Raw genomic sequence first — 21789 nt, 5'->3', positions numbered from 1 at the left:
ATGACTGACGCCATCCTCGTCCTCGTCACCGCCCCCACCTCGGACCAGGCCGCCGAGCTGGCTCGCGCGCTGGTGGAAGCGCAGCTCGCCGCGTGCGGCAACATCGTCCCCGGCCTGCGCTCCATCTACCGGTGGGAGGGGAAGGTGCACGACGAGCCCGAGGTCCTGCTCATCCTCAAGACGCGCGCGGCCCTCTTCGAGCCGCTGCGCGCGCGCATCGTCGAGCTGCACCCCTACGACGTTCCGGAGGTGCTGCGCGTGGACATCGCGGAGGGGCACGCGCCGTACCTCTCCTGGATTCTGGGCAGCACCCGCGCCCCGGACTGAGCGCCCGCTCCCCTGCTCTACTGACGGACACAGCCAGCGCTCCGCCCGTGGCTGGAGCAGTGAAATACGGCGCGGCGAAAGGAGCGTTGTGGGCTCGCCCTCTTCCCCCAGGAGCCGACCCCCATGTCCCGACTGCGCAGTTTGTGCCTCCTCGGACTCATGTCCGTGGGTGGCGTCGCCTGCTCCAACGGCGCGCAGGCCCCCGCTCCGGCCTCCGATTCGAGCCGCCTGCCCAGCTATCCGGGCTCGCGGCAGCCCTCGGCCCCCCCTGTGCCGACGCCCACGCCGCAGAACGACGACGACGGCGTCTCCGGCCACGACAGCGACGACGAGGACGACCCGCCCGTCGCGGAGCAGCCGCCTCCCGTCCCCGGGCCGCAGACCCCGGAGCCGCCCGCCTACGTGAAGGAGTGGTACGTCAGCCCGTCCGGGGATGACTCGGCGAAGGGCTCACGTGAAGACCCGCTGCGCACCATCTCCAAGGCCCTGACGCTGGTGGGCCCGGGGGAAATCATCCGCGTCCAGAAGGGCACCTACGCAGAGAAGCTCGTCATCAACGCCAGCGCCAAGGCCGGCACCGCCGAGGCCCCCATCACCCTGCGCGGCGAGGACTCGCCCAAGGTCGTTCCCACCGGCAGCGGCTGGTTCATGGCCCACGTGCAGCGGCCCCACTGGCGCATCGAGGGCTTCGAGTTCGACGTCCGAGGTCAGCGCCAGGTCGCCGTGACGTTCTCTGGAAACACCACCGGCACCGTGCTCGCGGACAACGAGCTGCACCACGGCGCGTTCGGCAGCGGCATCAGCACCGACGCGGGCGCCAACGGCATCACCATCGAGAACAACCACATCCACCACTTCGCGCGGGGCGACGACGACTCGCACGGCGTCGTCATCGCGCCCACGTCGGTGGACATCACCGTGCGGGGCAACGACATCCACGACAACTCGGGTGACTCGGTGCAGTGCCTGGGCCCCGAGGGCTTCAGCAACAACGCCCCGGCGCGCGGCGTCCTCATCGAGGACAACGACATGTACGACAACCGGGAGAACGCGGTGGACCTCAAGACGTGCCACGACATCGTCGTGCGCGGCAACCGCATGTACGGCTTCGAGAAGTCCACCTCGTCCCGTGGCGAGGCCGTGGTGGTGCACTACTCGGCGCGCAACGTCGTCATCGAGGACAACGACATCTCGGACGCGTCGCTGGGCATCGCCGTGGGTGGCAACCGCGTGGGCGCGCCGCCCACCAACGTCTCCATCCGCCGCAACCGCATCCACGACCTGAAGACGCCCGAAGGCTCCGGCATCCGCATCGAGAACGGCAGCGACGTGCGCGTGCTGCACAACACGGTGGTGGGGACGGACGGCTTCGCCTTCGTGGTGGGCCACGGCACCGGTGGGCCGTCCACCAACATCGCGGTGCGCAACAACGTGTTCGCCACGCGCAACGCCGTCAGCATGGGCCTGGCCGCCCCCGGCCTCAGCATGACGTCCAACCTCTACCTGGCCGGCGCCGCGTTCAACACGGGCATCTTCGTCGCCCCGCAGAGCGACTGGGAGGGCAGCACGCTGGCCCACTGGCTGTCGAACGGCGTGGAGCTGGACTCGGATGAGAGCGGCGAGCCGCTGGTGGACCTGGACCTGCTGATGCCCGGCGAGCGCGCGGTGGACCGGGGCATGGACCTGGGGCTGCCCTACTGCGGCGCCGCGCCGGACATCGGCGCGGTGGAGTCGGACTGCCCCGAGGCCGCCACCGCCGCGCTCATGGAGTAATCGCGCGCACCAGCGAATTGCCGGCGTCCGCCACGTAGAGGCGGCCGTCCGGCCCCACCGTCAGGCCGGCCGGGAGGACGAGCTCCGCCTTGTCCCCCGGCCCGTCCGCGTGGCCATGGCGCCCGCTGCCGGCAAGCGTCGTCACCTTGCGCGCGCTGCCGTCCGCGTTCAGGACGACGCGGCGCACGCGGTAGTTGCCCGGGTCCGCCACCGCGAGCGAGCCATCCTTCAGCACCGCGATGCCCAGGTACGGCAGGAACTGGGACGACTCCGGCGCGCCGTCACGGAAGCCCGGCGTCGTGCCCGCCACCACCGACGTGAGGCCGTCGCGGACGCGCACCACCCGGGACATGCCGGACTCGACGACGAACAGCGTGTCCCCATCCGCGCTCACCGCCACGCCCGAGGGCCGGTAGAGCCAGTCACCCTGCAGCGTCGTCACCGGGTGGCCCTCCGCCACCAGGTCGATGCGGCGAATCACGCCGTTGTTCATGTCCGCCACCAGCAGCGCGGTGCCATCCGGCGTCACCGCCAGGCCCGTGGGCTGGTTGAAGGCCGCCTGCTTCGCGGGGCCGTCCATCAGCCCCGGCGTCCCGCCCGCGAACACCTCCACCTTCCCTTCCGGGTCGATGCGGCGGATGACGTAGTGGTCGGTATCGGCCACGTACACGTTGCCCGCGGCGTCCGCGGCGATGCCCAGGGGGCCATTGAGGCCAGAGGCCACCGTCTTCACCTCGCCCGCCGGCGTCACGCGCTTCACCGCGTTGCCCAGGCCGTCCGCCACCACCAGGCTCCCATCCGGCAGCAGGGCCACCGCCGTGGGCGCCCCCAGCGAGCTGCCCGCCACGGGGACACCGGCGCGGACACGCTGCCCGGGGACGCCCGCCACCGTGCGGACCTCGGCCGCGGCGGGCCCCTGGGGGCCTGACACGTTCTGCCGCTCGAAGCGCACCAGCGTGTCGGGCACCGGCCGGCCCAGCGCCTTGTAGAGCACGTTCGCGACGATGCGGGCCGCGCGCGGGTCCGCCATGTCCTCGGAGGCCAGCGTGCGCACGAAGTCGATGCCTCCGGAGGAGAAGATGTAGGCGCTACCCTGCTTGCGCAGCACCATGTGGCCGAAGCCGAAGGCGCCCTGGAGCGACAGCAGCGGGGACTCGGCGAGCACCTCCAGGCCCTCCGGCGAGCTGCCATTGCTCACCAGCTGGTCCACTTCGTAGCCGTTGGCCATCCACAGCGTGTCACCGGCCTTCAGCCCCGAGCCCGCCAGCGCCCAGTGCCCCGGGTTGGTGATGACGGCGGGGAAGCCGAACTGGTGCCAGCGGGCGGTGAACTGCACGCCCAGGAGCGCGTTCTCCGGACGGCCCACGACGCGCTCGCGGAACTTCACCGTGCGCTGGGCGCCCGTGTACGGGTCGTTCGCGTGGCCCTTGTAGCAGGCGATGATGCGCCGCGGACGGCCGTCCTGGGACGGCTCCATCTGCACCTGCCAGTACGCATTGTTCGCGCCCAGGTTGAGCAGCGACCGGCCCTCCGCCACCGCCCGGTCCGCGTGCGCGCGGATGCGCGGGCTCCAGTACTCGTCGTGGCCCGACATGAAGAAGGCCTTGGCGCCGGCCAGGAAGTCGTAGCTGGCGTCCAGGTCCTCGTCGGTGAAGTAGCCCACGTCCAGGTCCTGCGACTCCAACCACTGCACCAGGCTCAGGTCGTCCGTCAGCAGGTGGCCGCTGCCATGGCCCCGGTAGTTGGGCCGGTCATAGGACACCCGGAAGGCGCGGCTGACGCCGTGCTCGCGCATCACCCGGTCGCGGTCGTCATAGAGGCTGGTGCCGCCCCAGGTGTTGTAGGCGGCCCAGGTGGCGGTGGGGATGAGGACGGCCACCTCGGCGCGCGGGTTCGCGTCCCGCACGAAGAAGGGCACGTAGCGCTGGTGGTTGTCCTCGCGCACCAGCTTCACCACGTACACGCCGCGCACCCAGTCTTCACCGACGGGAATCTCCAGCGTGGGCGCCCAGCGGCAGGCGACCACGCCCGTGGCGCGGTCCGCGGGACAGTCGCCCTGGCGCACGCCGGGCACCGGGCCACCGCGTGCCAGCTCGCGAGCGCCCGCGCCGCCGTAGTGCCCCATCCGGTACACGTACCAGCGGAAGCTCCGGGCCTCGGACACCGACACCGCGACGCGCAGCGTCTCGCCCTGCGTCAGCGTGGCCTTCAGCGCGTAGCCTTCGATTTCGCGGCTGTGGGCGTTGCGGGTGATGCGCCACGCCGTGGTGCCCGGGCGGCGGTTCTCCTCGCGCACGGCGTCCGCGTCTCGCGGCGGCGGCTCCACCGGGCCCGCGTCGGGAGGCTCGGGCTCTTCGGGGCCGGCGTCCGGCACACCCGCGTCAATGAGCCCCGGATGCGGCGCACCCTCCCCGCCGTCGTAGCCGTCGTTCAGCGGAGGCGTGTCGTGTTTGTCACCCGGAATCACCGGGCGCACGGCCGCCTCCTCACAGCCACTGCCACCGAACACGAGCGCAAGCCCGCACACCCAGCCCGCCCAACGGCCTGCTTGAGCCATCCCGTTCCTCCACGCCACGGCTATTGGACCGGAGGGTAGGCACGAACACCCGGGAGGGAAGCGGGTGCCCTCCTGGAGCAATGAATTGGGATGGATCACCCGGACAAACGCCCAGGGTGGGAAACGGCCTACCCTCCCAGGAGCTCCCGGTGCAGCCGGGCCGTCAGCGCCTTCAGGTGGGCTTTGTCCACCAGCAGCGTCAGTTGCAAAGGCGACGTATGGGCCGCGTGGACGTGCGCCCCCAGCTCCTCGGCGGCGGCCAGCGCGCGGCGCAGCGGCGCCCAGTCCGCGTTCAACCCCACGCCCACGCAGGTGACGGTGCCCAGGTCCTCGCGCCAGGACACCGCGTCACCGAAGCGCGTGGCCAGCTCCCGGCGCAGCGCCTCCGCACCATGGATGTCCGCCAGGGGCACGGTGATGGCCGTCCGGCGAGGCCCGCCCGCCGGGCCCTCGAAGTCCAGCGTCCGACCGCGGACGGCGCGCGCGTCCAGGAACTCCAGCAGCTCGGGCAGGCGGACAGGCTCCGCGGCGGACAGCACGGCCATCTCCGCGTCGGCGGTGACGCCCTTGAGCCGGCTGTCGGTGGGGACGGCCAGCTCCTGGACCGCCGTGCCCGTTCCCTGGCCGTGCGCGGTGCGCGCGAGGATGGTGATGCCCCGGGCCTTGGCCCACTCCACCGCCTGCGCGTTGAGCACCTTGGCGCCCGCGCTCGCCAGCTCCTGCATCTCGTCGTAGCTCAGCGACTCCAGCTTGCGCGCGTCCGGCACCACGCGGGGGTCCGCGCTGAACACGCCGTCCACGTCCGAGTAGATTTCACACGCCTCCGCGTCCAGCGCCGCCGCCAGCGCCACCGCCGTCGTGTCCGAGCCGCCGCGCCCCAGCGTCGTCACTTCCTTCTTGAAGGAGACGCCCTGGTAGCCCGCGACGATGACGACCTTGCCCCGCGCCAGCTCGTCGTGGATGCGGTACGGGCGCACCTCCACGATGCGGGCCTGCGCGTGCGCGTCCGTGGTGATGATGCCGCTCTGGCTGCCGGTGAAGCTGATGGCCGGCACGTCCAGCTCCTGGAGCGCCATGGAGAGCAGCGCCATGGAGATGCGCTCGCCACACGTGAGCAGCATGTCCAGCTCGCGGCGCGGCGGGTCCGCCGAGACGCCCTTGGCCAGCGCCAGCAGCTCGTCCGTGGTGTCGCCCATGGCGCTCACCACCACCACCACCTGATAGCCCGCCTCGCGCTTGTCCTTCACCCGCTGGGCGACCTTGCGGAGCTTCTCCACGCCGGCGACCGACGAGCCGCCGTACTTCTGGACCACGATTGGCATGATTCGACTCACTACCCCTGTTCGGTGTGTCCGGAAAACCACACGCGTGGGCCTCCCTGCAGAAGTCTGGCCAGCCGCTGGACGACGCCCACACACGCAGTCGGTGTCGCCTTGACACGCCAATGTCGGGTTTAATACCGCGCCCATGCCGATGATCGAGGTCCAGCACCTCACCAAGCGATACCGAGAGCGGGTGGCCGTGGACGACCTCACCTTCCAGGTCGAGGCGGGTGAGATTCTCGGGTTCCTCGGCCCCAACGGGGCGGGCAAGTCCACCACCATGAAAATCCTCACCGGCTTCCTCCCGCCGTCGGAGGGGGTGGTCCGCGTCGGGGGTTATGACGTCGAGGCGCAGCCGCTCGAGGTGAAGCGCCGCATCGGCTACCTGCCGGAGCTGCCGCCGCTCTACGTGGAGATGACGGTGCGGGGCTACCTGCGCTTCGTGGCCTCGCTGAAGGGGCTGTCGGGGAGCGCCCTCAAGGCCGAGCTGGAGCGGGTGGCCACCCTCATGGGGGTGACGCACGTCATGGACCGCGTCATCCAGAACCTGTCCAAGGGCTACAAGCAGCGCGTGGGAATCGCCCAGGCGCTGCTCGGCTCACCGCCGGTGCTCATCCTGGACGAGCCCACGGAGGGCCTGGACCCCGCGCAGCGCGCCGAGCTTCGCGCCCTCATCAAGGGCCTGGCCGGCCAGCACACCGTCATCCTCTCCACGCACATCCTCCCGGAGGTCACGATGACGTGCCAGAAGGTGCTCATCATCCACCAGGGGAAGATGGCCGCGTACGACGACATCTCCCAGCTGGCCCGCCTCCACGGGCAGGCGGAGAACGCGTCGCTGGAAGAAGTCTTCATCAAGCTGACCGCCGCCTGAGCGCGGCCCCCTTTCAAGGACCCTGCCTCCATGCGCACCGCCCTGGCGATTGCCCGCAAGGAACTGTCCGTCGCCTTCACCACGCCGTGGGCCTACGCCGTCTTCACGGCGATGGCGGCGCTGACGGCCTTCTACTTCACGGACCTGCTGCGGGCGTTCAACGACGTCCAGGGCGTGGCGCGCCGGGTGGGCTGGGCGCAGATGTCCCCGGACTTCAACATGTACCGCAACCTCACGGACGGGGTGGTGGTGGAGCTGTGGGGCAGCGTCCTGGTCATCACCCTGGTCGTCACGCCGTTCCTGTCCATGCGGCTGTTCGCGGAGGAGAAGCGCAACCGCACCTTCGAGCTGCTGATGACGGCCCCGGTGCGGCCCATTGAAATCGTGCTGGGCAAGTACCTGGGCGGCCTGGGCGTCATCTCCGCCACGCTGGCGCTCACGCTCGTCTTCCCATTGCTGCTCTCCGTGCTGGGCCACAGCGAGTCCGGGCCGGCGCTGGAGTGGTCCACCGTCCTGCTGGGCTACGGCGCGCTGCTGCTCTGGGGCGCCACCTGCATGGCCGTGGGCCTGTTCATCTCCGCGCTGACGGAGAGCCAGATGCTGGCGGCCTTCCTCACCTTCTGTGTCCTGCTGGCGTGGATGCTGCTGGGCCAGGTGGCCCGGCGCGCGGAGGAGCCGCTGCGCTCCGCGCTGTCCTACGTCGCCTGTGACCTCCAGTTGCAGGGGATGATCAAGGGCGTGCTGGACGCACAGTCGCTGGTGTTCTTCGCCTCCGTCATCGGCTTCTCCCTCTTCCTCACCCACCGCGCGGTGGATGCGCAGCGGTGGGCCTGACATGAAGGCCGCCAACGTCGGCAAGGTCCTGGGCGCGTTCGGACTGCTGCTGTTGCTGTCGAGTCCGTTCACCCTGCTCGTCACCTCGGACAGCGCCGTCACCGCCGCCGTGAAGGCGGGCGCGGGCCTGGTGCTGGTGGGCCTCTACGGCGCGACGAACTACCGGCAGTTCGGCCAGTTCGCCACCCGCCGCGCCAGCGGCTTCTTCGCCACCACGGTGCTCACCACCCTGGGCGTGTTCGCCGGGCTGGTGGCGGTGAACTACCTGGCCTTCAAGCAGAACCGGCGCTGGGATTTGACGCAGGCGCGCATCCACACGCTGGCGCCACAGACAGTGTCCACGCTGGCCGCCATTGCCGACCCGGTGCGCGCCATCGCGTTCATCACCCCGGCACATGCCCAGTACGGCCAGCTGGAAGCGCTCTTCGCGCTCTACCATGCCGAAGCGCCGGGGAAGTTCGACTACACCTTCAAGGACCCGCGCCGCGCCCCGGACCTGGCCGCGAAGTACCAGGTGCGGGAGGGCCAGACGGCGGTGGTGCTGGTACGCGGCGAGGGCGAGCACGCCACGCACACGCTGCTCGCCACCGTGTCCGAGCAGGAGGTGACGCACGCGGTCCTCAAGCTGAACGCGGTGGGCACCCAGAAGGTCTATTTCGTCACCGGCCACGGGGAGTGGCCACTGGACAAGGAGCAGGCGCCGCCCAATGACCCGGGCGCCAGCCTGTCCGAGCTCCGGCGGCAGCTGCTCCAGGAGGGCTACACCGCGGAGCCGCTGAACCTCGCGGGTGCCCAGGACGTGCCACGGGACGCCGCGCTGGTCATCATCGCGGGGGCCCGGGCGCCCTATACCGCGCCGGAGAAGGAGGCACTCCAGCGCTACCTGGCCTCCGGTGGACGCATGCTCTACTTCGCTGACGCCGGCCTGCGTGACGGCCTGGACGGGCTGCTGGCCGAGCACGGCGTGCAGGTGGACGAGGGCATCGTCGCGGACGCGCAGTACAACAGCGGCAATCCCTTCGTGGTGCTGTCGCTCTTCTACAGCGACCACGAGATTGGCAAGCCGCTGCACCAGCGGGGACTCAACGTGGAGTTCCCCACCCCGCGCAGCCTGAGCCTGCTGCGCATGGGGATGGCGCCGGGCGTCCAGGTACAGCCGGTGGTCCTCACGTCGCAGCATGGATGGGTGGAGAGCACGCCGGAGGAGAACGCGGTGCCTTCGGATGGCGAGAAGACGGGCCAGTTGGTGCTGGTAGCCGCCGTGACGCGGGATACCCAGGCCTCGCCGGGCAAGCGCTTTGAGGAAGCGCGCCTGGTGGTGATGGGGGACTCGGAGCTGCTCCTGGACCCGAACTGGGGCCATGAGCCCAACCGCAATCTGGTGATGAACGCGCTGGGCTGGGCGTCCAACCAGCTCACGAAGGTCACCATCCGCCCGCCGGACCGCGAGGTGTCCACGCTGGAGCTGGACGCGGCGACGCTCAGCCGCATCCGCTTCTTCGCCACCGACCTCATGCCCTTGACGCTGCTGGGCGTGGGCCTGGCCATCTGGCTGTCGAGGCGCAACAAGTGACGCCGCGTGGAGGAAGGTGGCGGTGGAGCACCCTCACCGTCGTCACGGCGGGCCTGGGGCTCGCGGCCTGTCCCGGGGAGAAGGCGTCCGACGCGAGCGAGGCCCGGCGGAGCGCCGACGCCCAGCAGCGCCTCTTCGTCACGGGGACGGAGGAGACGCGCGGTCAGGACGAAGGAGCGCCCGCGGAGCCCGTCTTCACCCACCTGACGGTGAGGGCTCGGGGCGCCACCACGGAGCTGGTTCGCGCGCAGGACGGTACGTGGAAGTTGACGGCGCCCGTGGCCGCGCGCGCTGAGGCGGCCGTGGTGGAGTCCATCCTCGGCACGCTGGCGTCTTCGAGCTTCAGCGCCACCGTGAAGGAGGCGCCCACCGACGCCGACCTGGACGCGTATGGCCTGAAGCCGCCCCTCTTCACCGTCACGGCCCGGGCCTATGTGCCAGACGCGCAGGGCCAAGGGGCGAAGGACCCCGCCCGCCAGCGCACGGTGACGCTGCATGGTGGCAAGGAGAACACCTACGACGGCTCCGTCTACGTGCGCCGTGACGCGGAGCCGGCGGTCCACTCCGCCGCGGGCACGGTGCGCTGGGCCCTGGACCGGGACACCTTCGCCCTGCGCGCCAAGGACCTCCTGGCGCCCCTGGACGCGCGTGCGCTGAAGGGCATCGACGTGAAGGCGCCGCAGGGTGCGTATCAACTGACGCGGGACGCGGACGGCGCGGGCTGGCGGCTGGTCTCCCCGCTGGCCGCCAACGCGAACGCGACGCGTGTCGCGGACCTGGTGAAGGCCTTGGTGGAGCAGCGGGCACTCTCCTTCCCCGAAGACACACCGGAGACACGGAAGCGGTTGGGGCTGGAGACGCCGGTGGTGGAAGCCCGCTTCACCGGCGGCCCGGGCGAGCCGGTGCGAGTGCGGATGTCCCGCGTGACGGACGACGGCGCCGTGCGCGCCTATGCGTTGCGCGAACAGGGGACGCAAGCGGTGCTGGGCGAGGTGCCCGAGGACGCCCTCGGCGTGCTGGACGTGAGCGCCCGGGAGTTGAAGGACCGGCGCGTGCTGGAGTTCCGGCGCCAGGACGTCCGCCGCATCGTGTTCCACCCGGGAGGTGGCGCGCCCGCCATCACCGTGGTGAACACGTCGGATGCCACCGAAGGCGCCGGACACTGGGACATGGAGTCCCCGCGGCGGGGCAAGGCACAGCACTTCAAGCTCGCCTCGCTGCTGCGCGCGCTGGAAGGTCTGAAGGCGACGGGCGCTGGCGAGACGAACCCCAAGGACTGGGCCCGGTATGGCGTGACGGCGGACTCGCCCGGTGCCGTGCTGTTGGACGCGGATGGACGTGAGCTGGCGCGGCTCTGGCTGGGCACTGACGTGCCCGACGAGCCCGGCACGCGCTACGCTCGCGGCGCTGGCCCCGACGTCCTCAAGGTGCCCGAGTCACGCCTGACGTTGCCCACCCGACCCGAGGACTTGATGGAAACAGCGCCGACCCCCGACGCGCCGAAGCCGCCCGCGAAGACGGAGCAGGCGCCCTGAGCGCCCTCCATTGAGTGACTGAGTGACGCCCCCGCGCTGCGCCGCGGGGGGGCCTACACCTCCAGCAACACATACCGCTGGTCCGGGGTGTGCTTCGCCAGCAGGGGCATGGCCACGTTGTAGACGGGGATGCCGCTCTTCGTCTTCCCGCTGCGGGCGCCGTGGTGCGCGTGGCCGTGGAACACCGCCTCCGCGCCATAGTGGTCAATGGGCATGGACAGGCGGCTGGTGCCCAGGAAGGGGCGAATCTCGATGTTCTCCCCCTCCAGCGTCTCCGGCACCGGGGCGTAGTGCATGATGACCACCTTCTTCTCCATGTCGAGGTGGCTCAGCGCGGCCTCCAGCTTGAGCGACTCCGTGACGGCCTCCTGCACGAAGCCCTTCGTCTGGCCCTCGCCAAAGGCCTGGAGCGTCGCGTTGCCGAAGCCGCCGCCAAAGCCCTTCACGCCCGCCACGCCCAGCACCTTCTCGAAGATGAAGTGGTCCCCGTCCAGGATGTGGACGCCGACCTTGGCCAGCTCGCCGCAAATCTCCTTCACCTGGTTGTGCTCGTAGTCGTGGTTGCCCAGCACCGCCGCGCAGGGGACGCGGAGCGCGGACAGCTCCTCCGCCAGCACCTTGCCCTCTTCAATCATTCCGCGGTCCGTGAGGTCGCCGCACAACACGAGCAGGTCCGCCGTGGCGTTCACCTGCTTGACCAGGTGCCGGAAGCGGCCGTGGTGGTCCTCCCGGCAGTGCAGGTCACCGACCGCCGCCAACCGAATTTTCGAGCCCGGATCGCGCGCCACTCTCGTCCTCCCGCTGTCGTTCGTTTTCGTCCCAGGACCTCCCGTCACCAAAGCCCCAGTGGTGGATGTCCACGTGATAGTTCACGCGGGAAATCAGGTTGCCGCGGCACAGCTTCTCTTCCCAGCGCCCCTCGCGCAGGGTGTGCAGCGTGCGACTCATCAGCTCCGCCATCACCCATTCGGGAATGGCGTCCCGCTCGGACGGATAGGCGAAGCGGAACATCATCAGGTGGCTGAGCAGGACCTCCCAATACCGGTCGAAGCGGCGCAACATCCGCTCCCAGTCCATGTTCCGGCCCGCCTTCAGCAGCAGGTGGTTCACGTCCGCGCCGTCATAGCGCTCGCGCTCGTTCACGAACGCCTTGGACCAGATCATCTCCTCCGCGGGGGCCACCAGACACTCATGCCCGAAGATGGTGGCGCTCGGAGCGTGTTCGAACCACGCGTCGTCCACCACCGCCACGCCGTTGCCGGAGGAGAAGATGAAGTCGACGAAGTAGTCGCCCTTGAAGGCCTTGTAGAGCCAGACCTCGTCCGCGCGCTCGGTGCGCCAGCCGTCCTTCTCCAGGACTTGCAGCGCCCGCAGCGCGTCCGCCTTCCGGGGGAAGAGGTCCAAATCTTTCGTGTCGCGGTAGATGCCGGTGTACGTCGCATAGGCGTAGGCACCGCCCACGACGAAGGGCACCCCTGCGTCTTTGAGCAGCCCGACGGCCCTGGCCCGGGCGTTGATTTCGTCCGGGGCCCGCTCATGCTCGGCCAGCTGCGCGTCCGTACCCATCTCGCCGGGATGGTTGGGGTGTCTCTTTTCCATGGCCGAAAGGTAGGAACTGAGAAATTCGGCCGTCCGCCGGCGCGGAATAGATGCCTGGGGAGCGGGCAACCAACCTACAAACATCGTGATTCCGGACGTTTCGCGCACCGTGCGGGCGCCTTTTCCGTTTTCCGGCCGGGCTGTGTCCATGAAGGCAGACACGCTGCTGCACGGCCCGCCGGGGGCCGTTCGAAGGGAACGTGAACCATGCTGCGCAAGAGCCTGCTGTGTGCCGCCCTGCTGATGACGGGTTGTGACAACGCGACGAGCGACGAAGACGCCTTCCGGGAAGGGCTGCCCTCCAAGGAGATGGTGGAGATGCGCTCGCCCTCCCGGAACAACGGGCAGGGGCTGACGGCCTTCTACGGTGAAGGCGAACAGGCGGAGTACTACCGGGCGACGGTGGCGGCGGCGGCCACCGTCAACCTCGGCACGGTGGGCGTGCTCAACCTCATCGAGGACATCGTCCAGCACGTCCCCACCTCCATCGATGGAGACGTGGCCGTGTGGGGCCCCCATGCCGGCCCGCTCGACGCGGTGGCGTGGAGGCTGACCGTCACCCGCACGGGCGACCACAGCTACACCTGGGTCCTGGAGGGCCAGGACAAGAACGAGGCGGACAGCGCCTTCGTGGCCTTCCTCTCCGGCGCGCACACCGCCTCGGTGGACGCTGACGGTGAGCGCGTCGCGGGCCACGGCTCCGGTGAGTTCCTCATCGACTGGGACCGGGCGAGCACGCTGCCCGGCGCCACGGGCGACGACGTGGGCACCGCGGAGATTCGCTACGCGCGCGTCGCCGGAGCGGGCGAGTCCTCCGTGGAGGCGGACCTCCACCAGATTCGCGACGAGGAGCGCCCGGACGCCCGCGTGGACGCCGTCTATCGCTTCAAGCAGGGTGACGGCGTGGGCGGCGAGCTGGATTTCGTCATCCGCAAGGACATCGACACGGACCCGCGCCGCGCGGCGCTGGAGAACCTGGCCATCAAGAGCCGCTGGGAGGCGACGGGCGCGGGCCGCGCGGACATCAAGCTGTCGGGCGGGGACCTGTTCGGTGAGGCCACGCTGAGTGAATGCTGGGACAGCCGCTTCCTGAGCGCCTACTTCGCCATCAGCGTCAATCCGGTCCTGGGTTATGGCGAGCTGAGCGCCTGCGGAAACTTCAGCACCGCCGTCTACTCCACGCTGTGACGCACGCGGTAGTCTGCGCCGTGTGACGGGAACGAGCCGGCCACTCCTCCAGGTGATTCCAGGCGGTCCTCGACAGGACCGGCGGGCCTTCCTGCGGGAGTTGTATATGAAACATGGCGGCAGCGTGCTGGGGCGCTGCCGCTACCTGTTGAAGGACGCGACGAAGGCGGAGGATGCGATGCACGACGTGTTCGCCCGCGCCCTCACGCACGGCGAGGACTTCCGCGCGGAGTCCTCGCCGCTGACGTGGCTGATGAAGATTGCCACCCACCACTGCCTCAACCAGCTCCGCGGCGAGCGCGCCGGCTGGCGGCAGTGGTTCGAACGGGACGCCGCCGCCCGTCCCGAAGGCCATGGCGGACAGGAGGCCATGGAGACGCGGGACCTGGTGCGCCGGCTGCTGGCGCGCGTGGACGTGGAGACGCAGGCGGCCGCCATCCACTACCACGTCGATGGAATGACGCTGGAAGAAGTGGCCGCGCTGCTGGGCCGCTCGGTGCCCACCATCCGCAAGCGGCTGGAGCACTTCGCGGCGCTGGGCGGAGAGGAGCTGAAGGTCCCATGAGCGCGCACGAATCGGAATGGACGCTGCGCAGGCTGAGCGCCGGAGAGCTGGCCGCCACCGAGGCCGCCCGCGTCCAGGCCCATGCGGCCTCGTGCGAGGCCTGCGCCCAGGCCCTGCGCGGCATCCATGAAGCCCAGGCGCGGTTCGAAGCGGACGTCCCCTTCGAGCGCTTCGAGGCCGGCGTGGAGCAGGCCCTGCGGCGGCAGCGGGACGCCGCCCGTCCGCCGCCGCGCCGCTGGGTGGCGACGACGGTGGCCATCGCCGCGTCCCTGCTGGTCGTGGTGCTGGTGCGCCCGCTCCTGGGCTCCAGCGCCGAGTCCGGAGACACCGGGGGGCTCAACCGCCTCAAGGGCGGCGCGACGGCGGAGCTGCGCATCGGCGGGGGGCTGGGCCCGCAGCGGGAGGCCATTCCAGGCAGGCCCGAAGCGATAGAGCCGGGTGAGCGGGTGATGCTGGGCTACAAGGCGGGAACGCACCGCTACGTGGCCGCGCTGTCGGTGGACGCCATTGGAGAGGTGACGCCGCTGCATCCGGAGGACGGGGCCAGCGCGCCCGTGGCCTCCGGCGGCCGGCAGCACTGGCTGCCCGGAGGATGGGAGTTCACCGGCTCCGGAGCGGAGCGCGTCATCGTCGTGCTGAGCGATGAGCCCCTGCCCCAGGAGACGCTGGTGGAAGCCGCCCGGCGCGCCTTTGCCCAGGCGGATGGCGACGTCGAACGGATGGACGAGCTGGAAGTCCCCGGAGCGCAGACACACTGGGTGCTGCGGAAGCCATGAGCCGTCTGCCCTGTCTCACGCGCGCCCTGGCGCTGGTGCTCGCCCTGGCGGCCTCCGCCGCGGACGCGGACACGCTGCGCCGCTTCGCGCTGGTGGCCGGCAACGACCAGGGCGGCGCCGACACGCGTCCGCTGCGCTTCGCCCGGGACGACGCCCGGAAGATGCACGCGCTGCTGCTCCGCCTGGGCGGCGTGGCGCCCGTGGACGCGAAGCTGCTGCTGAACGAAGACGCGCGGGACTTCCTGGCGGCCCTGGCGGAGCTGGAGCAGCGCGCCCGCGCGGCCCGGGCTCGGGGCGAACGCACCGCGCTGTTCGTCTACTACTCCGGCCACGCCAAGGACGGCGCGCTGCGGCTGGGCGACACGCGGCTGGGGTTCGACGACCTCAAGCGCCGGCTCGCGGAGGCCTCCTCGGACATCCGCATCGCCGTCCTGGATTCATGCCGCTCCGGCGCGATGACGCGCACCAAGGGCGCGCGGCGGGCCCCGGCGTTCGACATCGAGTCAGGGGCGAGCCGCGACGCGCGCGGGCTGGTCATCCTCACCTCCAGCGCGGCGGACGAGGACTCGCAGGAGTCGGACGCGCTGGCGGGCAGCTACTTCTCCCACCACCTGGCCAGCGGGCTGCTGGGAGACGCGGACCGCAGCGGCGACGGCCGGGTGACGCTCTTCGAGGCGTACTCCCACGCCTATGCCCGCACGGTGGCGGACACGGCGGCCAGCAGCGCGGGGCCACAGCATCCGACGTTCAGCTACGACCTGGCGGGCAACGGAGACCTGGTCCTCACGGACCTGCGCGCCAGCGGCGGAGGGCTCATCGTCCCGGGCGCGGCGCCGGTGGGCACCTACTACTTCGTGGACCCGGGGGGCCTCGTCGTGGCGGAGCTGGACAAGGCGGCGGACGTGGAGCGGCGCGTGGCGCTGGCGCCGGGCACCTACCGCGTGAAGCGCCGGCTCCCGGACCGGCTGCGCATCGGCGAGGTGGAGGTGCGACGCGGCCATCCGGCGGTGTTGCACGAGGCGCGGCTCCAGGACGCGCCCTTCTCCGACGACCCGGTGAAGGGCGGACTGCGCGCGGATGGCGCGTGGTGGACGCTGGGGCTGGCGGGCGGCGTGCAGTCCTACTTCGACGCGCCCACGCGCGACTCGCTGTTCCTGTCGGTGGGGATGGTGGGCGCGGAGGCCCAGCTCCATGACTACTTCCGCCGAGACTGGGTCTGGGGGCTGGACGTGGCCCTGGGCAGCCGGCGGGCGGTGCTGATGCTCCCGACGCTGACGGGCCCGGGGTACCGCTACGCGATGACGAGCGTGGGCACGTCCCTGACGTCCGAGTGGCCCATGGGCCGCGTGGCGCCCTTCCTGGGCGCGCGGATGGCGTGGCTCCTCATGCGCCGCGACTTCGAGGACGAAGCCCTCCCGGACCAGCGGTTCGCCATGTTCTCTCCCGGCCTGGTGGCGGGCATCCGCTGGAATCCCCTGTCCCGGCTGCACCTCACGGCGCGAGCCCGGACCCACTACCTGCTCTACAACGTCGATGCGCAACGCTCCTTGGGCTTCTGGGAGCTGGGCGCGCTGGTGACGTACCAGCCATGAAGGAGCACGCGATGCGAAACGTCATGGTGGCCGGTCTGTGCCTGGCGCTGGCCGCGTGCGGCGGCGACTTCTCCAACGACGACCTGGAGTTCCTCAACGCGCTGCCGCGGCGCGAGGACCTGGCCGCGAAGCTGCCCGCGAAGAGCGCGGGGCGCTCGGGCGGAGGGCAGGTGACGCGTCCCTCCGCGCTGGTGGTGCGCCTGGGCGAGCCCTCCAAGCTGATGGGTGACACGGAGGAGACAGGGCGCGCCTTCAACGCGAGCGTGGACGCCCTCCTCTCCCTGTTGGAGGACATCCGGAGCCAGCCCCCGACGACGCGCGAGCCGGACCGTCGGGTGTGGGGGCCCTACCGGGACCCACGCCACGCGGGCCACGACGTCCGCTTCGTGATGACACGCGCGGCGCTGAACTTCGACTACCGGCTCGAGTACCGGAAGACGGGCGCGGACGAGGCCGGGTGGTGGGCCTTCCTGAGCGGCACCTTCGAAGCGGACGCCGGCATCCGCAAGGGCGTGGGGAGCCTCCACCTGGACGTGGAGCGGGCGCAGCAGGAGGGCCTGCCCGCCAACGACGTGGCGGCGCTCCGGCGGCTGGACATCCACTATCAGACGAAGGCGCTGCCCACCCGGGTGGAGCTGGCCTTCACGCCCAGGGACGGCGCCTTCCCCGTGGCGCGGTACACGTACCGCGAGGCCCAGGACAGCCTGGGGGAGATGCAGTTCCTGATGCCCGGGCAGGACCTGGTGCCGGGCGGGCTGCTGGAGGACCTGAGCCTGACGACGCGCTGGTCCCCGGACGGCCGGGGCATGGCGGTGCTGGACGTGCTGAGCGGCGACATCCGGGGCGCGAAGTACACCGAGTGCTGGGACGGACAGGGCCGCGTCACCTTCACGGCGCGCAGCTGGGACTTCTTCAATCCCACCGAGGGCGAGCGCGCCACCTGCCCGGACTTCTCCGCGCTGGACGGCTAGGCAGCCGAGCGGACATTCCCGCGCATGAATGGTGACGCGCGGGGTGGATTCTCTATGCTGGCCGCAGTCCTCCATGTCCAAGCCCTCCATCCTTGAAGTGCTCAAGAGCCGGCGCATCTGGCTGCTCGTCGCCGTTGGTTTCGCCTCCGGCCTGCCCCTGTGGCTGACAGGCGTCACGCTGTCGGCGTGGATGAAGGACGAAGGCGTCAACTTGAAGACGATTGGCGTCTTCGGCCTCGTGAGCATGCCGTACACCTTCAAGGTGCTCTGGGCGCCGTTGATGGACCGCTACACCCTGCCCTTCCTGGGCCGGCGGCGCGGGTGGATGCTGGTGACGCAGGTGCTGCTCATGGGGGCCATTGCCGCCATGGGCCTGGTGAATCCCAAGGACGCGCCGGTGAGCATGGCCGCCCTGGCGGTGCTGGTGACGTTCCTGTCCGCCAGCCAGGACATCGTCGCGGACGCGTGGCGCACGGACATCCTCCCCGTGGAGGAGCGCGGGCTCGGCAACTCCACGTACATCACCGGCTACCGCCTGGGCATGCTCACCGCGGGCGCCCTGGCCCTGACGCTGTCGGACCTCACCGGCTGGTCCCAGACGTACTTCATCATGGGCCTGCTGATGTCCGTGGGCGTGGTGGCCACGCTCCTGGCCTCGGAGCCCCAGGGCTCGAAGCCGCCGCGCAATTTGACGGACGCGGTGGTGAAGCCCTTCGTGGAGTACTTCACGCGCAAGGGCGCCGTCGCCGTCATCCTCTTCCTGGTGCTCTACAAGCTGGGAGACGCCATCGCCGCTGGCATGGTGACGCCCTTCTACAAGGAGCTGGGCTTCTCCAACACGGAGATTGGCGCGCTCAGCAAGGGCCTGGGCATGGTGTCCACCATCGCGGGTGGACTGCTGGCCGGCGTGGTGATGGTGAAGCTGGGCACGCGGCGCAGCCTCTTCATCTTCGGCGCGGCGCAGGCCCTCACCAACCTGATGTTCATGGGGCTGGCGCTGGTGGGGAAGAACGACCTGATGCTGGCGGCCACCATCACCGTGGACAACCTCTGCGGCGGCCTGGCGGTGACGGCCTTCGCCGCCTACCTGATGTCGCTGTGCCACAAGAGCTTCAGCGCCACGCAGTACGCGCTCCTGTCCGCGCTGGGCACGGTGGCCAACCGCCTCATCTCCGCCTCCTCCGGCTACCTGGCCGAGTGGCTCGGCTGGCCCACCTTCTTCGCGGGCACCGTGCTGCTCGCCGTGCCCGCGCTGGTGCTGCTCGCGTTCCTCCCGGAGAACGCCGCCGCCCCGGCCGACGAGGCCCCGGAGCCCGAGCCCCAGGGCGAGTCCTCGTCCAGCGCGGTGGCCGCGGCCCGCTGAGTCCCGGGGCCGGCACGGCCCGGGTGTAACGCGGTGCACGCTCGCCAGAATCGTCGCGCCTTCCTCCGCGCGGCATGGCTATGTTCCGCGGCCATGGCACACCCGCTCGCTGGCAAGCCCCCACCGGAAGACTTCCTCATCGACCCCGAGAAGCTGCGCGCCGAATACTTCTCCGGCCGGCCCGACGTGAGCGTGGCGGAGCAGCGCGTCGCCTTCGGCACCTCCGGGCACCGTGGCTCCTCCGCGCGAAACAGCTTCAACGAAGGCCACATCGTCGCGGTGACGCAGGCCCTCTGTGAGTACCGCCAGCAGCAGGGCATCGACGGGCCGCTCTTCCTGGGCATGGACACCCACGCCCTCTCCGCCCCCGCGCAGCGGACGGCGCTGGAGGTGCTGGCGGCGAACGGCGTGCAGGTGCGCTTCACGGACGGCGCCACGCCCACGCCCGTCATCTCCCACGCCATCCTCACGTACAACCGCGGCCGCGCGGCGGGGCTCGCGGACGGCATCGTCATCACCCCGTCCCACAACCCACCGGAAGACGGCGGCATCAAGTACAACCCGCCCAACGGCGGCCCCGCGGACACGAACGTCACCTCCGTCATCGAGAAGCGCGCCAACGCGCTGCTGGGCGCGGGCAACGCGGGCGTGCAGCGCATCCCTTTCGAGCGCGCGCGCGCCGCGCCCACGGTGAAGCCGTATGACTTCATCACCCCGTACGTGGAGGACCTGGGCAGCGTCATCGACATGGAGGCCCTGCGCGGCGCGAAGCTACGCATCGGCGCGGACCCGCTGGGCGGCTCCAACGTCGCGTACTGGGAGCCCATCGCCGCGCGCTACGGGCTGAACCTGCAAGTGGTGAACCCCACGGTGGACCCGACGTTCCGGTTCATGCCGCTGGACCACGACGGGAAGATTCGCATGGACTGCTCGTCCCCGTATGCCATGGCGAACCTGGTGCGGCTCAAGGACGCGTATGACATCGCGTTCGGCAACGACGCGGACTCGGACCGGCACGGCATCGTCACCCGCAGCCTGGGGCTGATGAACCCGAACCACTACCTGGCGGTCGCCATCGACTACCTCTATCGCAACCGGCCCGGCTGGAAGCCCGGCACCGCGGTGGGCAAGACGCTGGTGAGCAGCAGCCTCATCGACCGCGTGGCGAAGGATTTGGGCCGCCGCGTCGTCGAGGTGCCGGTGGGCTTCAAGTGGTTCGTGAACGGGCTGCTGGACGGCTCGCTCGGCTTCGGCGGCGAGGAGAGCGCCGGCGCGTCCTTCCTCCGCAAGGACGGCACGGTGTGGACCACGGACAAGGACGGCATCATCCTGGACCTGCTGGCGGTGGAGATTCTCGCGCGCACCGGGAAGGACCCTGGCGAGCACTATCAGGCCCTGGCGGCGAGGTTCGGCGCGCCGCACTACACGCGCATCGACCAGCCGGCCACCGCCGCGCAGAAGGCCGCGCTGAAGAAGCTGTCCCCGGAGGCGGTGAAGGCCACCACGCTGGCCGGTGAGCCCATCCTCCAGCGCCTCACGCGCGCCCCCGGCAACAACGCGGACATCGGCGGGCTCAAGGTGGTGGCGGAGAACGGCTGGTTCGCCGCGCGGCCCTCCGGCACCGAGGACGTCTACAAAATCTACGCGGAGAGCTTCCGAGACGAAGCCCACCTCCAGGCCATCCTCCAGGAGGCGCGCGCCATCGTCGGCGAGGCGTTCGCGTCCACTTGAGCGGCGTGAAGCTCGTCCTCCAGTACGTGCTCGCCCTGCTGATGGTGGGCGCGGGGCTGAACCACTTCCGCAACCCGCGCATGTACCAGCGCATCATGCCCCCGTACCTGCCGTTTCACGGGCCGCTGGTGTTCTGGAGCGGCGTGGCGGAGGTGCTGCTGGGCGTGGGCCTGGTCATCCCCCAGACGAGCCAGCTGGCCGCCTGGGGCCTCATCGCCCTGTTCATCGTGGTTTTTCCGGCCAACCTCCACATGGTGCGGCACCCGGAGCGGTTCCGGAAAATCCCCCCGGCCCTGCTCTGGCTGCGGCTGCCCCTGCAGGCGATCCTCATCCTCTGGGCCTGGTGGTACACCTGAGCTGAGAGCGCCTGTCCGCCCGTCCGCCCTCCGGTGCGTCCTTCCTTGACTCGCCGGGGGGGTGCTCTTTAGGTTGGGAGGCTTCCAGTAGCCCCACCGAAATCCGAAGGACGTTCCATGGCTCGCGTTACCGTCGAAGACTGCCTCCCCCTCGTCGACAACCGGTTCGCGCTGGTGCTGCTCGGCGCCAAGCGCGCGCGGCAGCTGATGGCGGGTGCCCGCCCCATCCTTGATCAGTCCAAGAACAAGCCCCCCGTGCTGTCCCTGCGCGAGGTGGCCACCGGCCGCGTGAAGTTCGACCGTGACGTGCGCGAGGCGCTGTCCGGCAAGTACCAGGGCGACGAGCCCAAGTAGGTCCCCGCGGCTTCCTTCAGGCCCCTTCCTTCCCGGCAACGCTCGCCGGGGAGGGGGCTTCGGGGAGCAGGCCCTGGGAGCGCAACCAGCGCACCGCCCGCGAGGCGACGGCCTTCTCTCCTTTGTAGCCCAGCAGCGGCACCAGCTGGACCACCGGCACCCAGCGCACCTCGTCCACTTCGATGCGCGGCCCCGGCAGCGGCCCCAGCTCTCCCTCCTGATAGCGGAACAGGAAGAAGTGCACGCGCTTGAAGATGCGCTGTCCGCGGAACTGGTACACGTAGCGAATCTCGCCCAGCGGGGCCATGAGCGACACGGACAGCCCCGTCTCCTCACGCACCTCGCGGCTCGCCGTCTGCTCCGGCGACTCACCTGGGTCCACGTGCCCCTTGGGGAGCGCCCACAAGGTGCGGCCATGGGGACGGATGACGGCCACCTCCCAGTGGCCGGCACTCTCCCGGATGACGACACCGCCTGCGGACGCCTCGCGTGGCATACC

The 21789-nt window shown here is 70.5% G+C and carries 20 protein-coding genes; 15 read left to right on the top strand and 5 right to left on the bottom strand.

Annotation, left to right across the window (positions count from 1 at the left end; translation table 11 throughout):
- Positions 1-327 carry a divalent-cation tolerance protein CutA gene (cutA, locus tag G4D87_RS08190; RefSeq protein WP_163780631.1) on the top strand — a complete coding sequence of 109 codons (327 nt, stop codon included), beginning with the start codon at positions 1-3 and terminating at the stop codon, positions 325-327.
- 159 nt (positions 328-486) lie between these two features.
- Complete coding sequence (locus tag G4D87_RS08185) at positions 487-2100, top strand: right-handed parallel beta-helix repeat-containing protein (RefSeq protein WP_240358102.1); 1614 nt, start codon at positions 487-489, stop codon at positions 2098-2100.
- Here G4D87_RS08185 and G4D87_RS08180 read toward each other — a convergent pair.
- On the bottom strand, positions 2090-4657 hold the full coding sequence (locus G4D87_RS08180) for a N,N-dimethylformamidase beta subunit family domain-containing protein (protein ID WP_163780627.1): 2568 nt from the start codon (positions 4655-4657) through the stop codon (positions 2090-2092). The genes G4D87_RS08185 and G4D87_RS08180 overlap by 11 nt on opposite strands.
- 128 nt (positions 4658-4785) lie before the next feature.
- Positions 4786-5979: an aspartate kinase gene (locus G4D87_RS08175; protein WP_163780626.1), complete on the bottom strand. Its 1194-nt coding sequence runs from the start codon at positions 5977-5979 to the stop codon at positions 4786-4788.
- 151 nt (positions 5980-6130) lie between these two features.
- Between G4D87_RS08175 and G4D87_RS08170 the strand changes: the two genes are divergently transcribed.
- The 4 genes from G4D87_RS08170 to G4D87_RS08155 are packed head-to-tail and all read left to right on the top strand — an operon-like array spanning position 6131 to position 10795.
- Positions 6131-6853 (top strand): ABC transporter ATP-binding protein, encoded by a 723-nt coding sequence (locus tag G4D87_RS08170; protein WP_163780643.1) that lies wholly within the window; start codon positions 6131-6133, stop codon positions 6851-6853.
- Positions 6854-6883: 30 nt separating this feature from the next.
- A complete protein-coding gene (locus G4D87_RS08165; RefSeq protein WP_163780624.1) occupies positions 6884-7687 on the top strand; it encodes an ABC transporter permease in 804 nt (267 codons plus the stop codon).
- Between the two features lies 1 nt (position 7688).
- The gene (locus tag G4D87_RS08160) at positions 7689-9260 is read left to right on the top strand and encodes a GldG family protein (RefSeq protein WP_163780622.1); all 1572 of its coding nucleotides are present in this window, start codon (positions 7689-7691) and stop codon (positions 9258-9260) included.
- On the top strand, positions 9257-10795 hold the full coding sequence (locus G4D87_RS08155) for a DUF4340 domain-containing protein (RefSeq protein ID WP_163780620.1): 1539 nt from the start codon (positions 9257-9259) through the stop codon (positions 10793-10795). The genes G4D87_RS08160 and G4D87_RS08155 overlap by 4 nt, the downstream gene beginning before the upstream one ends.
- A gap of 53 nt (positions 10796-10848) precedes the next feature.
- On the opposite strand, the gene G4D87_RS08150 is transcribed toward G4D87_RS08155, so the two are convergent.
- The gene (locus G4D87_RS08150) at positions 10849-11553 is read right to left on the bottom strand and encodes a metallophosphoesterase family protein (protein ID WP_163780618.1); all 705 of its coding nucleotides are present in this window, start codon (positions 11551-11553) and stop codon (positions 10849-10851) included.
- Complete coding sequence (locus G4D87_RS08145) at positions 11537-12394, bottom strand: nucleotidyltransferase (protein WP_371928504.1); 858 nt, start codon at positions 12392-12394, stop codon at positions 11537-11539. Before G4D87_RS08145 ends, G4D87_RS08150 begins: the two co-directional genes overlap by 17 nt.
- 207 nt (positions 12395-12601) lie before the next feature.
- Here G4D87_RS08145 and G4D87_RS08140 point away from each other — a divergent pair, with 207 nt between their 5' ends.
- From G4D87_RS08140 to rpoZ, 9 genes are all read left to right on the top strand, one after another.
- On the top strand, positions 12602-13582 hold the full coding sequence (locus G4D87_RS08140) for a hypothetical protein (RefSeq protein ID WP_163780614.1): 981 nt from the start codon (positions 12602-12604) through the stop codon (positions 13580-13582).
- 22 nt (positions 13583-13604) lie between these two features.
- The gene (locus G4D87_RS08135; protein ID WP_205507476.1) at positions 13605-14147 is read left to right on the top strand and encodes an RNA polymerase sigma factor; all 543 of its coding nucleotides are present in this window, start codon (positions 13605-13607) and stop codon (positions 14145-14147) included.
- A complete protein-coding gene (locus G4D87_RS08130) occupies positions 14144-14923 on the top strand; it encodes a zf-HC2 domain-containing protein (protein ID WP_163780611.1) in 780 nt (259 codons plus the stop codon). The genes G4D87_RS08135 and G4D87_RS08130 overlap by 4 nt, the downstream gene beginning before the upstream one ends.
- Positions 14920-16515 carry a caspase family protein gene (locus tag G4D87_RS08125; RefSeq protein ID WP_163780609.1) on the top strand — a complete coding sequence of 532 codons (1596 nt, stop codon included), beginning with the start codon at positions 14920-14922 and terminating at the stop codon, positions 16513-16515. Before G4D87_RS08130 ends, G4D87_RS08125 begins: the two co-directional genes overlap by 4 nt.
- 11 nt (positions 16516-16526) lie before the next feature.
- The gene (locus G4D87_RS08120) at positions 16527-17486 is read left to right on the top strand and encodes a hypothetical protein (RefSeq protein ID WP_240358101.1); all 960 of its coding nucleotides are present in this window, start codon (positions 16527-16529) and stop codon (positions 17484-17486) included.
- Between the two features lie 73 nt (positions 17487-17559).
- Positions 17560-18849, top strand: coding sequence for an AmpG family muropeptide MFS transporter (locus tag G4D87_RS08115; protein WP_163780605.1), 1290 nt, complete (start codon positions 17560-17562; stop codon positions 18847-18849).
- Between the two features lie 93 nt (positions 18850-18942).
- Positions 18943-20580, top strand: a complete 1638-nt coding sequence (pgm, locus tag G4D87_RS08110; RefSeq protein WP_163780604.1) for a phosphoglucomutase (alpha-D-glucose-1,6-bisphosphate-dependent) — start codon at positions 18943-18945, stop codon at positions 20578-20580.
- Positions 20581-20585: 5 nt separating this feature from the next.
- The gene (locus G4D87_RS08105) at positions 20586-20936 is read left to right on the top strand and encodes a DoxX family protein (protein ID WP_240358103.1); all 351 of its coding nucleotides are present in this window, start codon (positions 20586-20588) and stop codon (positions 20934-20936) included.
- 117 nt (positions 20937-21053) lie between these two features.
- Positions 21054-21290 (top strand): DNA-directed RNA polymerase subunit omega, encoded by a 237-nt coding sequence (gene rpoZ / locus G4D87_RS08100; protein WP_163780601.1) that lies wholly within the window; start codon positions 21054-21056, stop codon positions 21288-21290.
- Positions 21291-21306: 16 nt separating this feature from the next.
- Here rpoZ and G4D87_RS08095 read toward each other — a convergent pair whose 3' ends face one another.
- On the bottom strand, positions 21307-21786 hold the full coding sequence (locus G4D87_RS08095; RefSeq protein ID WP_163780641.1) for an NUDIX hydrolase: 480 nt from the start codon (positions 21784-21786) through the stop codon (positions 21307-21309).
- Positions 21787-21789 lie beyond the last annotated feature (3 nt).

The organism is Myxococcus vastator (genome assembly GCF_010894475.1).
Taxonomy (GTDB): Bacteria; Myxococcota; Myxococcia; order Myxococcales; family Myxococcaceae; genus Myxococcus; species Myxococcus vastator.
This window is presented reverse-complemented; position numbering and strand designations above follow the sequence as displayed.

Excerpts from the sequence above, each read along its gene's own strand:
- G4D87_RS08175 (WP_163780626.1), bottom strand. The coding sequence starts at position 5,979 with ATGCCAATCGTGGTCCAGAAGTACGGCGGCTCGTCGGTCGCCGGCGTG.
- G4D87_RS08165 (WP_163780624.1), top strand. The coding sequence starts at position 6,884 with ATGCGCACCGCCCTGGCGATTGCCCGCAAGGAACTGTCCGTCGCCTTC.
- G4D87_RS08170 (WP_163780643.1), top strand. The coding sequence starts at position 6,131 with ATGATCGAGGTCCAGCACCTCACCAAGCGATACCGAGAGCGGGTGGCC.
- G4D87_RS08140 (WP_163780614.1), top strand. The coding sequence starts at position 12,602 with ATGCTGCGCAAGAGCCTGCTGTGTGCCGCCCTGCTGATGACGGGTTGT.
- pgm (WP_163780604.1), top strand. The coding sequence starts at position 18,943 with ATGGCACACCCGCTCGCTGGCAAGCCCCCACCGGAAGACTTCCTCATC.
- G4D87_RS08145 (WP_371928504.1), bottom strand. The coding sequence starts at position 12,394 with ATGGAAAAGAGACACCCCAACCATCCCGGCGAGATGGGTACGGACGCG.
- G4D87_RS08130 (WP_163780611.1), top strand. The coding sequence starts at position 14,144 with ATGAGCGCGCACGAATCGGAATGGACGCTGCGCAGGCTGAGCGCCGGA.
- G4D87_RS08115 (WP_163780605.1), top strand. The coding sequence starts at position 17,560 with ATGTCCAAGCCCTCCATCCTTGAAGTGCTCAAGAGCCGGCGCATCTGG.
- G4D87_RS08180 (WP_163780627.1), bottom strand. The coding sequence starts at position 4,657 with ATGGCTCAAGCAGGCCGTTGGGCGGGCTGGGTGTGCGGGCTTGCGCTC.
- G4D87_RS08125 (WP_163780609.1), top strand. The coding sequence starts at position 14,920 with ATGAGCCGTCTGCCCTGTCTCACGCGCGCCCTGGCGCTGGTGCTCGCC.
- rpoZ (WP_163780601.1), top strand. The coding sequence starts at position 21,054 with ATGGCTCGCGTTACCGTCGAAGACTGCCTCCCCCTCGTCGACAACCGG.
- G4D87_RS08120 (WP_240358101.1), top strand. The coding sequence starts at position 16,527 with ATGCGAAACGTCATGGTGGCCGGTCTGTGCCTGGCGCTGGCCGCGTGC.
- G4D87_RS08185 (WP_240358102.1), top strand. The coding sequence starts at position 487 with ATGTCCGTGGGTGGCGTCGCCTGCTCCAACGGCGCGCAGGCCCCCGCT.
- G4D87_RS08160 (WP_163780622.1), top strand. The coding sequence starts at position 7,689 with ATGAAGGCCGCCAACGTCGGCAAGGTCCTGGGCGCGTTCGGACTGCTG.
- G4D87_RS08095 (WP_163780641.1), bottom strand. The coding sequence starts at position 21,786 with ATGCCACGCGAGGCGTCCGCAGGCGGTGTCGTCATCCGGGAGAGTGCC.
- cutA (WP_163780631.1), top strand. The coding sequence starts at position 1 with ATGACTGACGCCATCCTCGTCCTCGTCACCGCCCCCACCTCGGACCAG.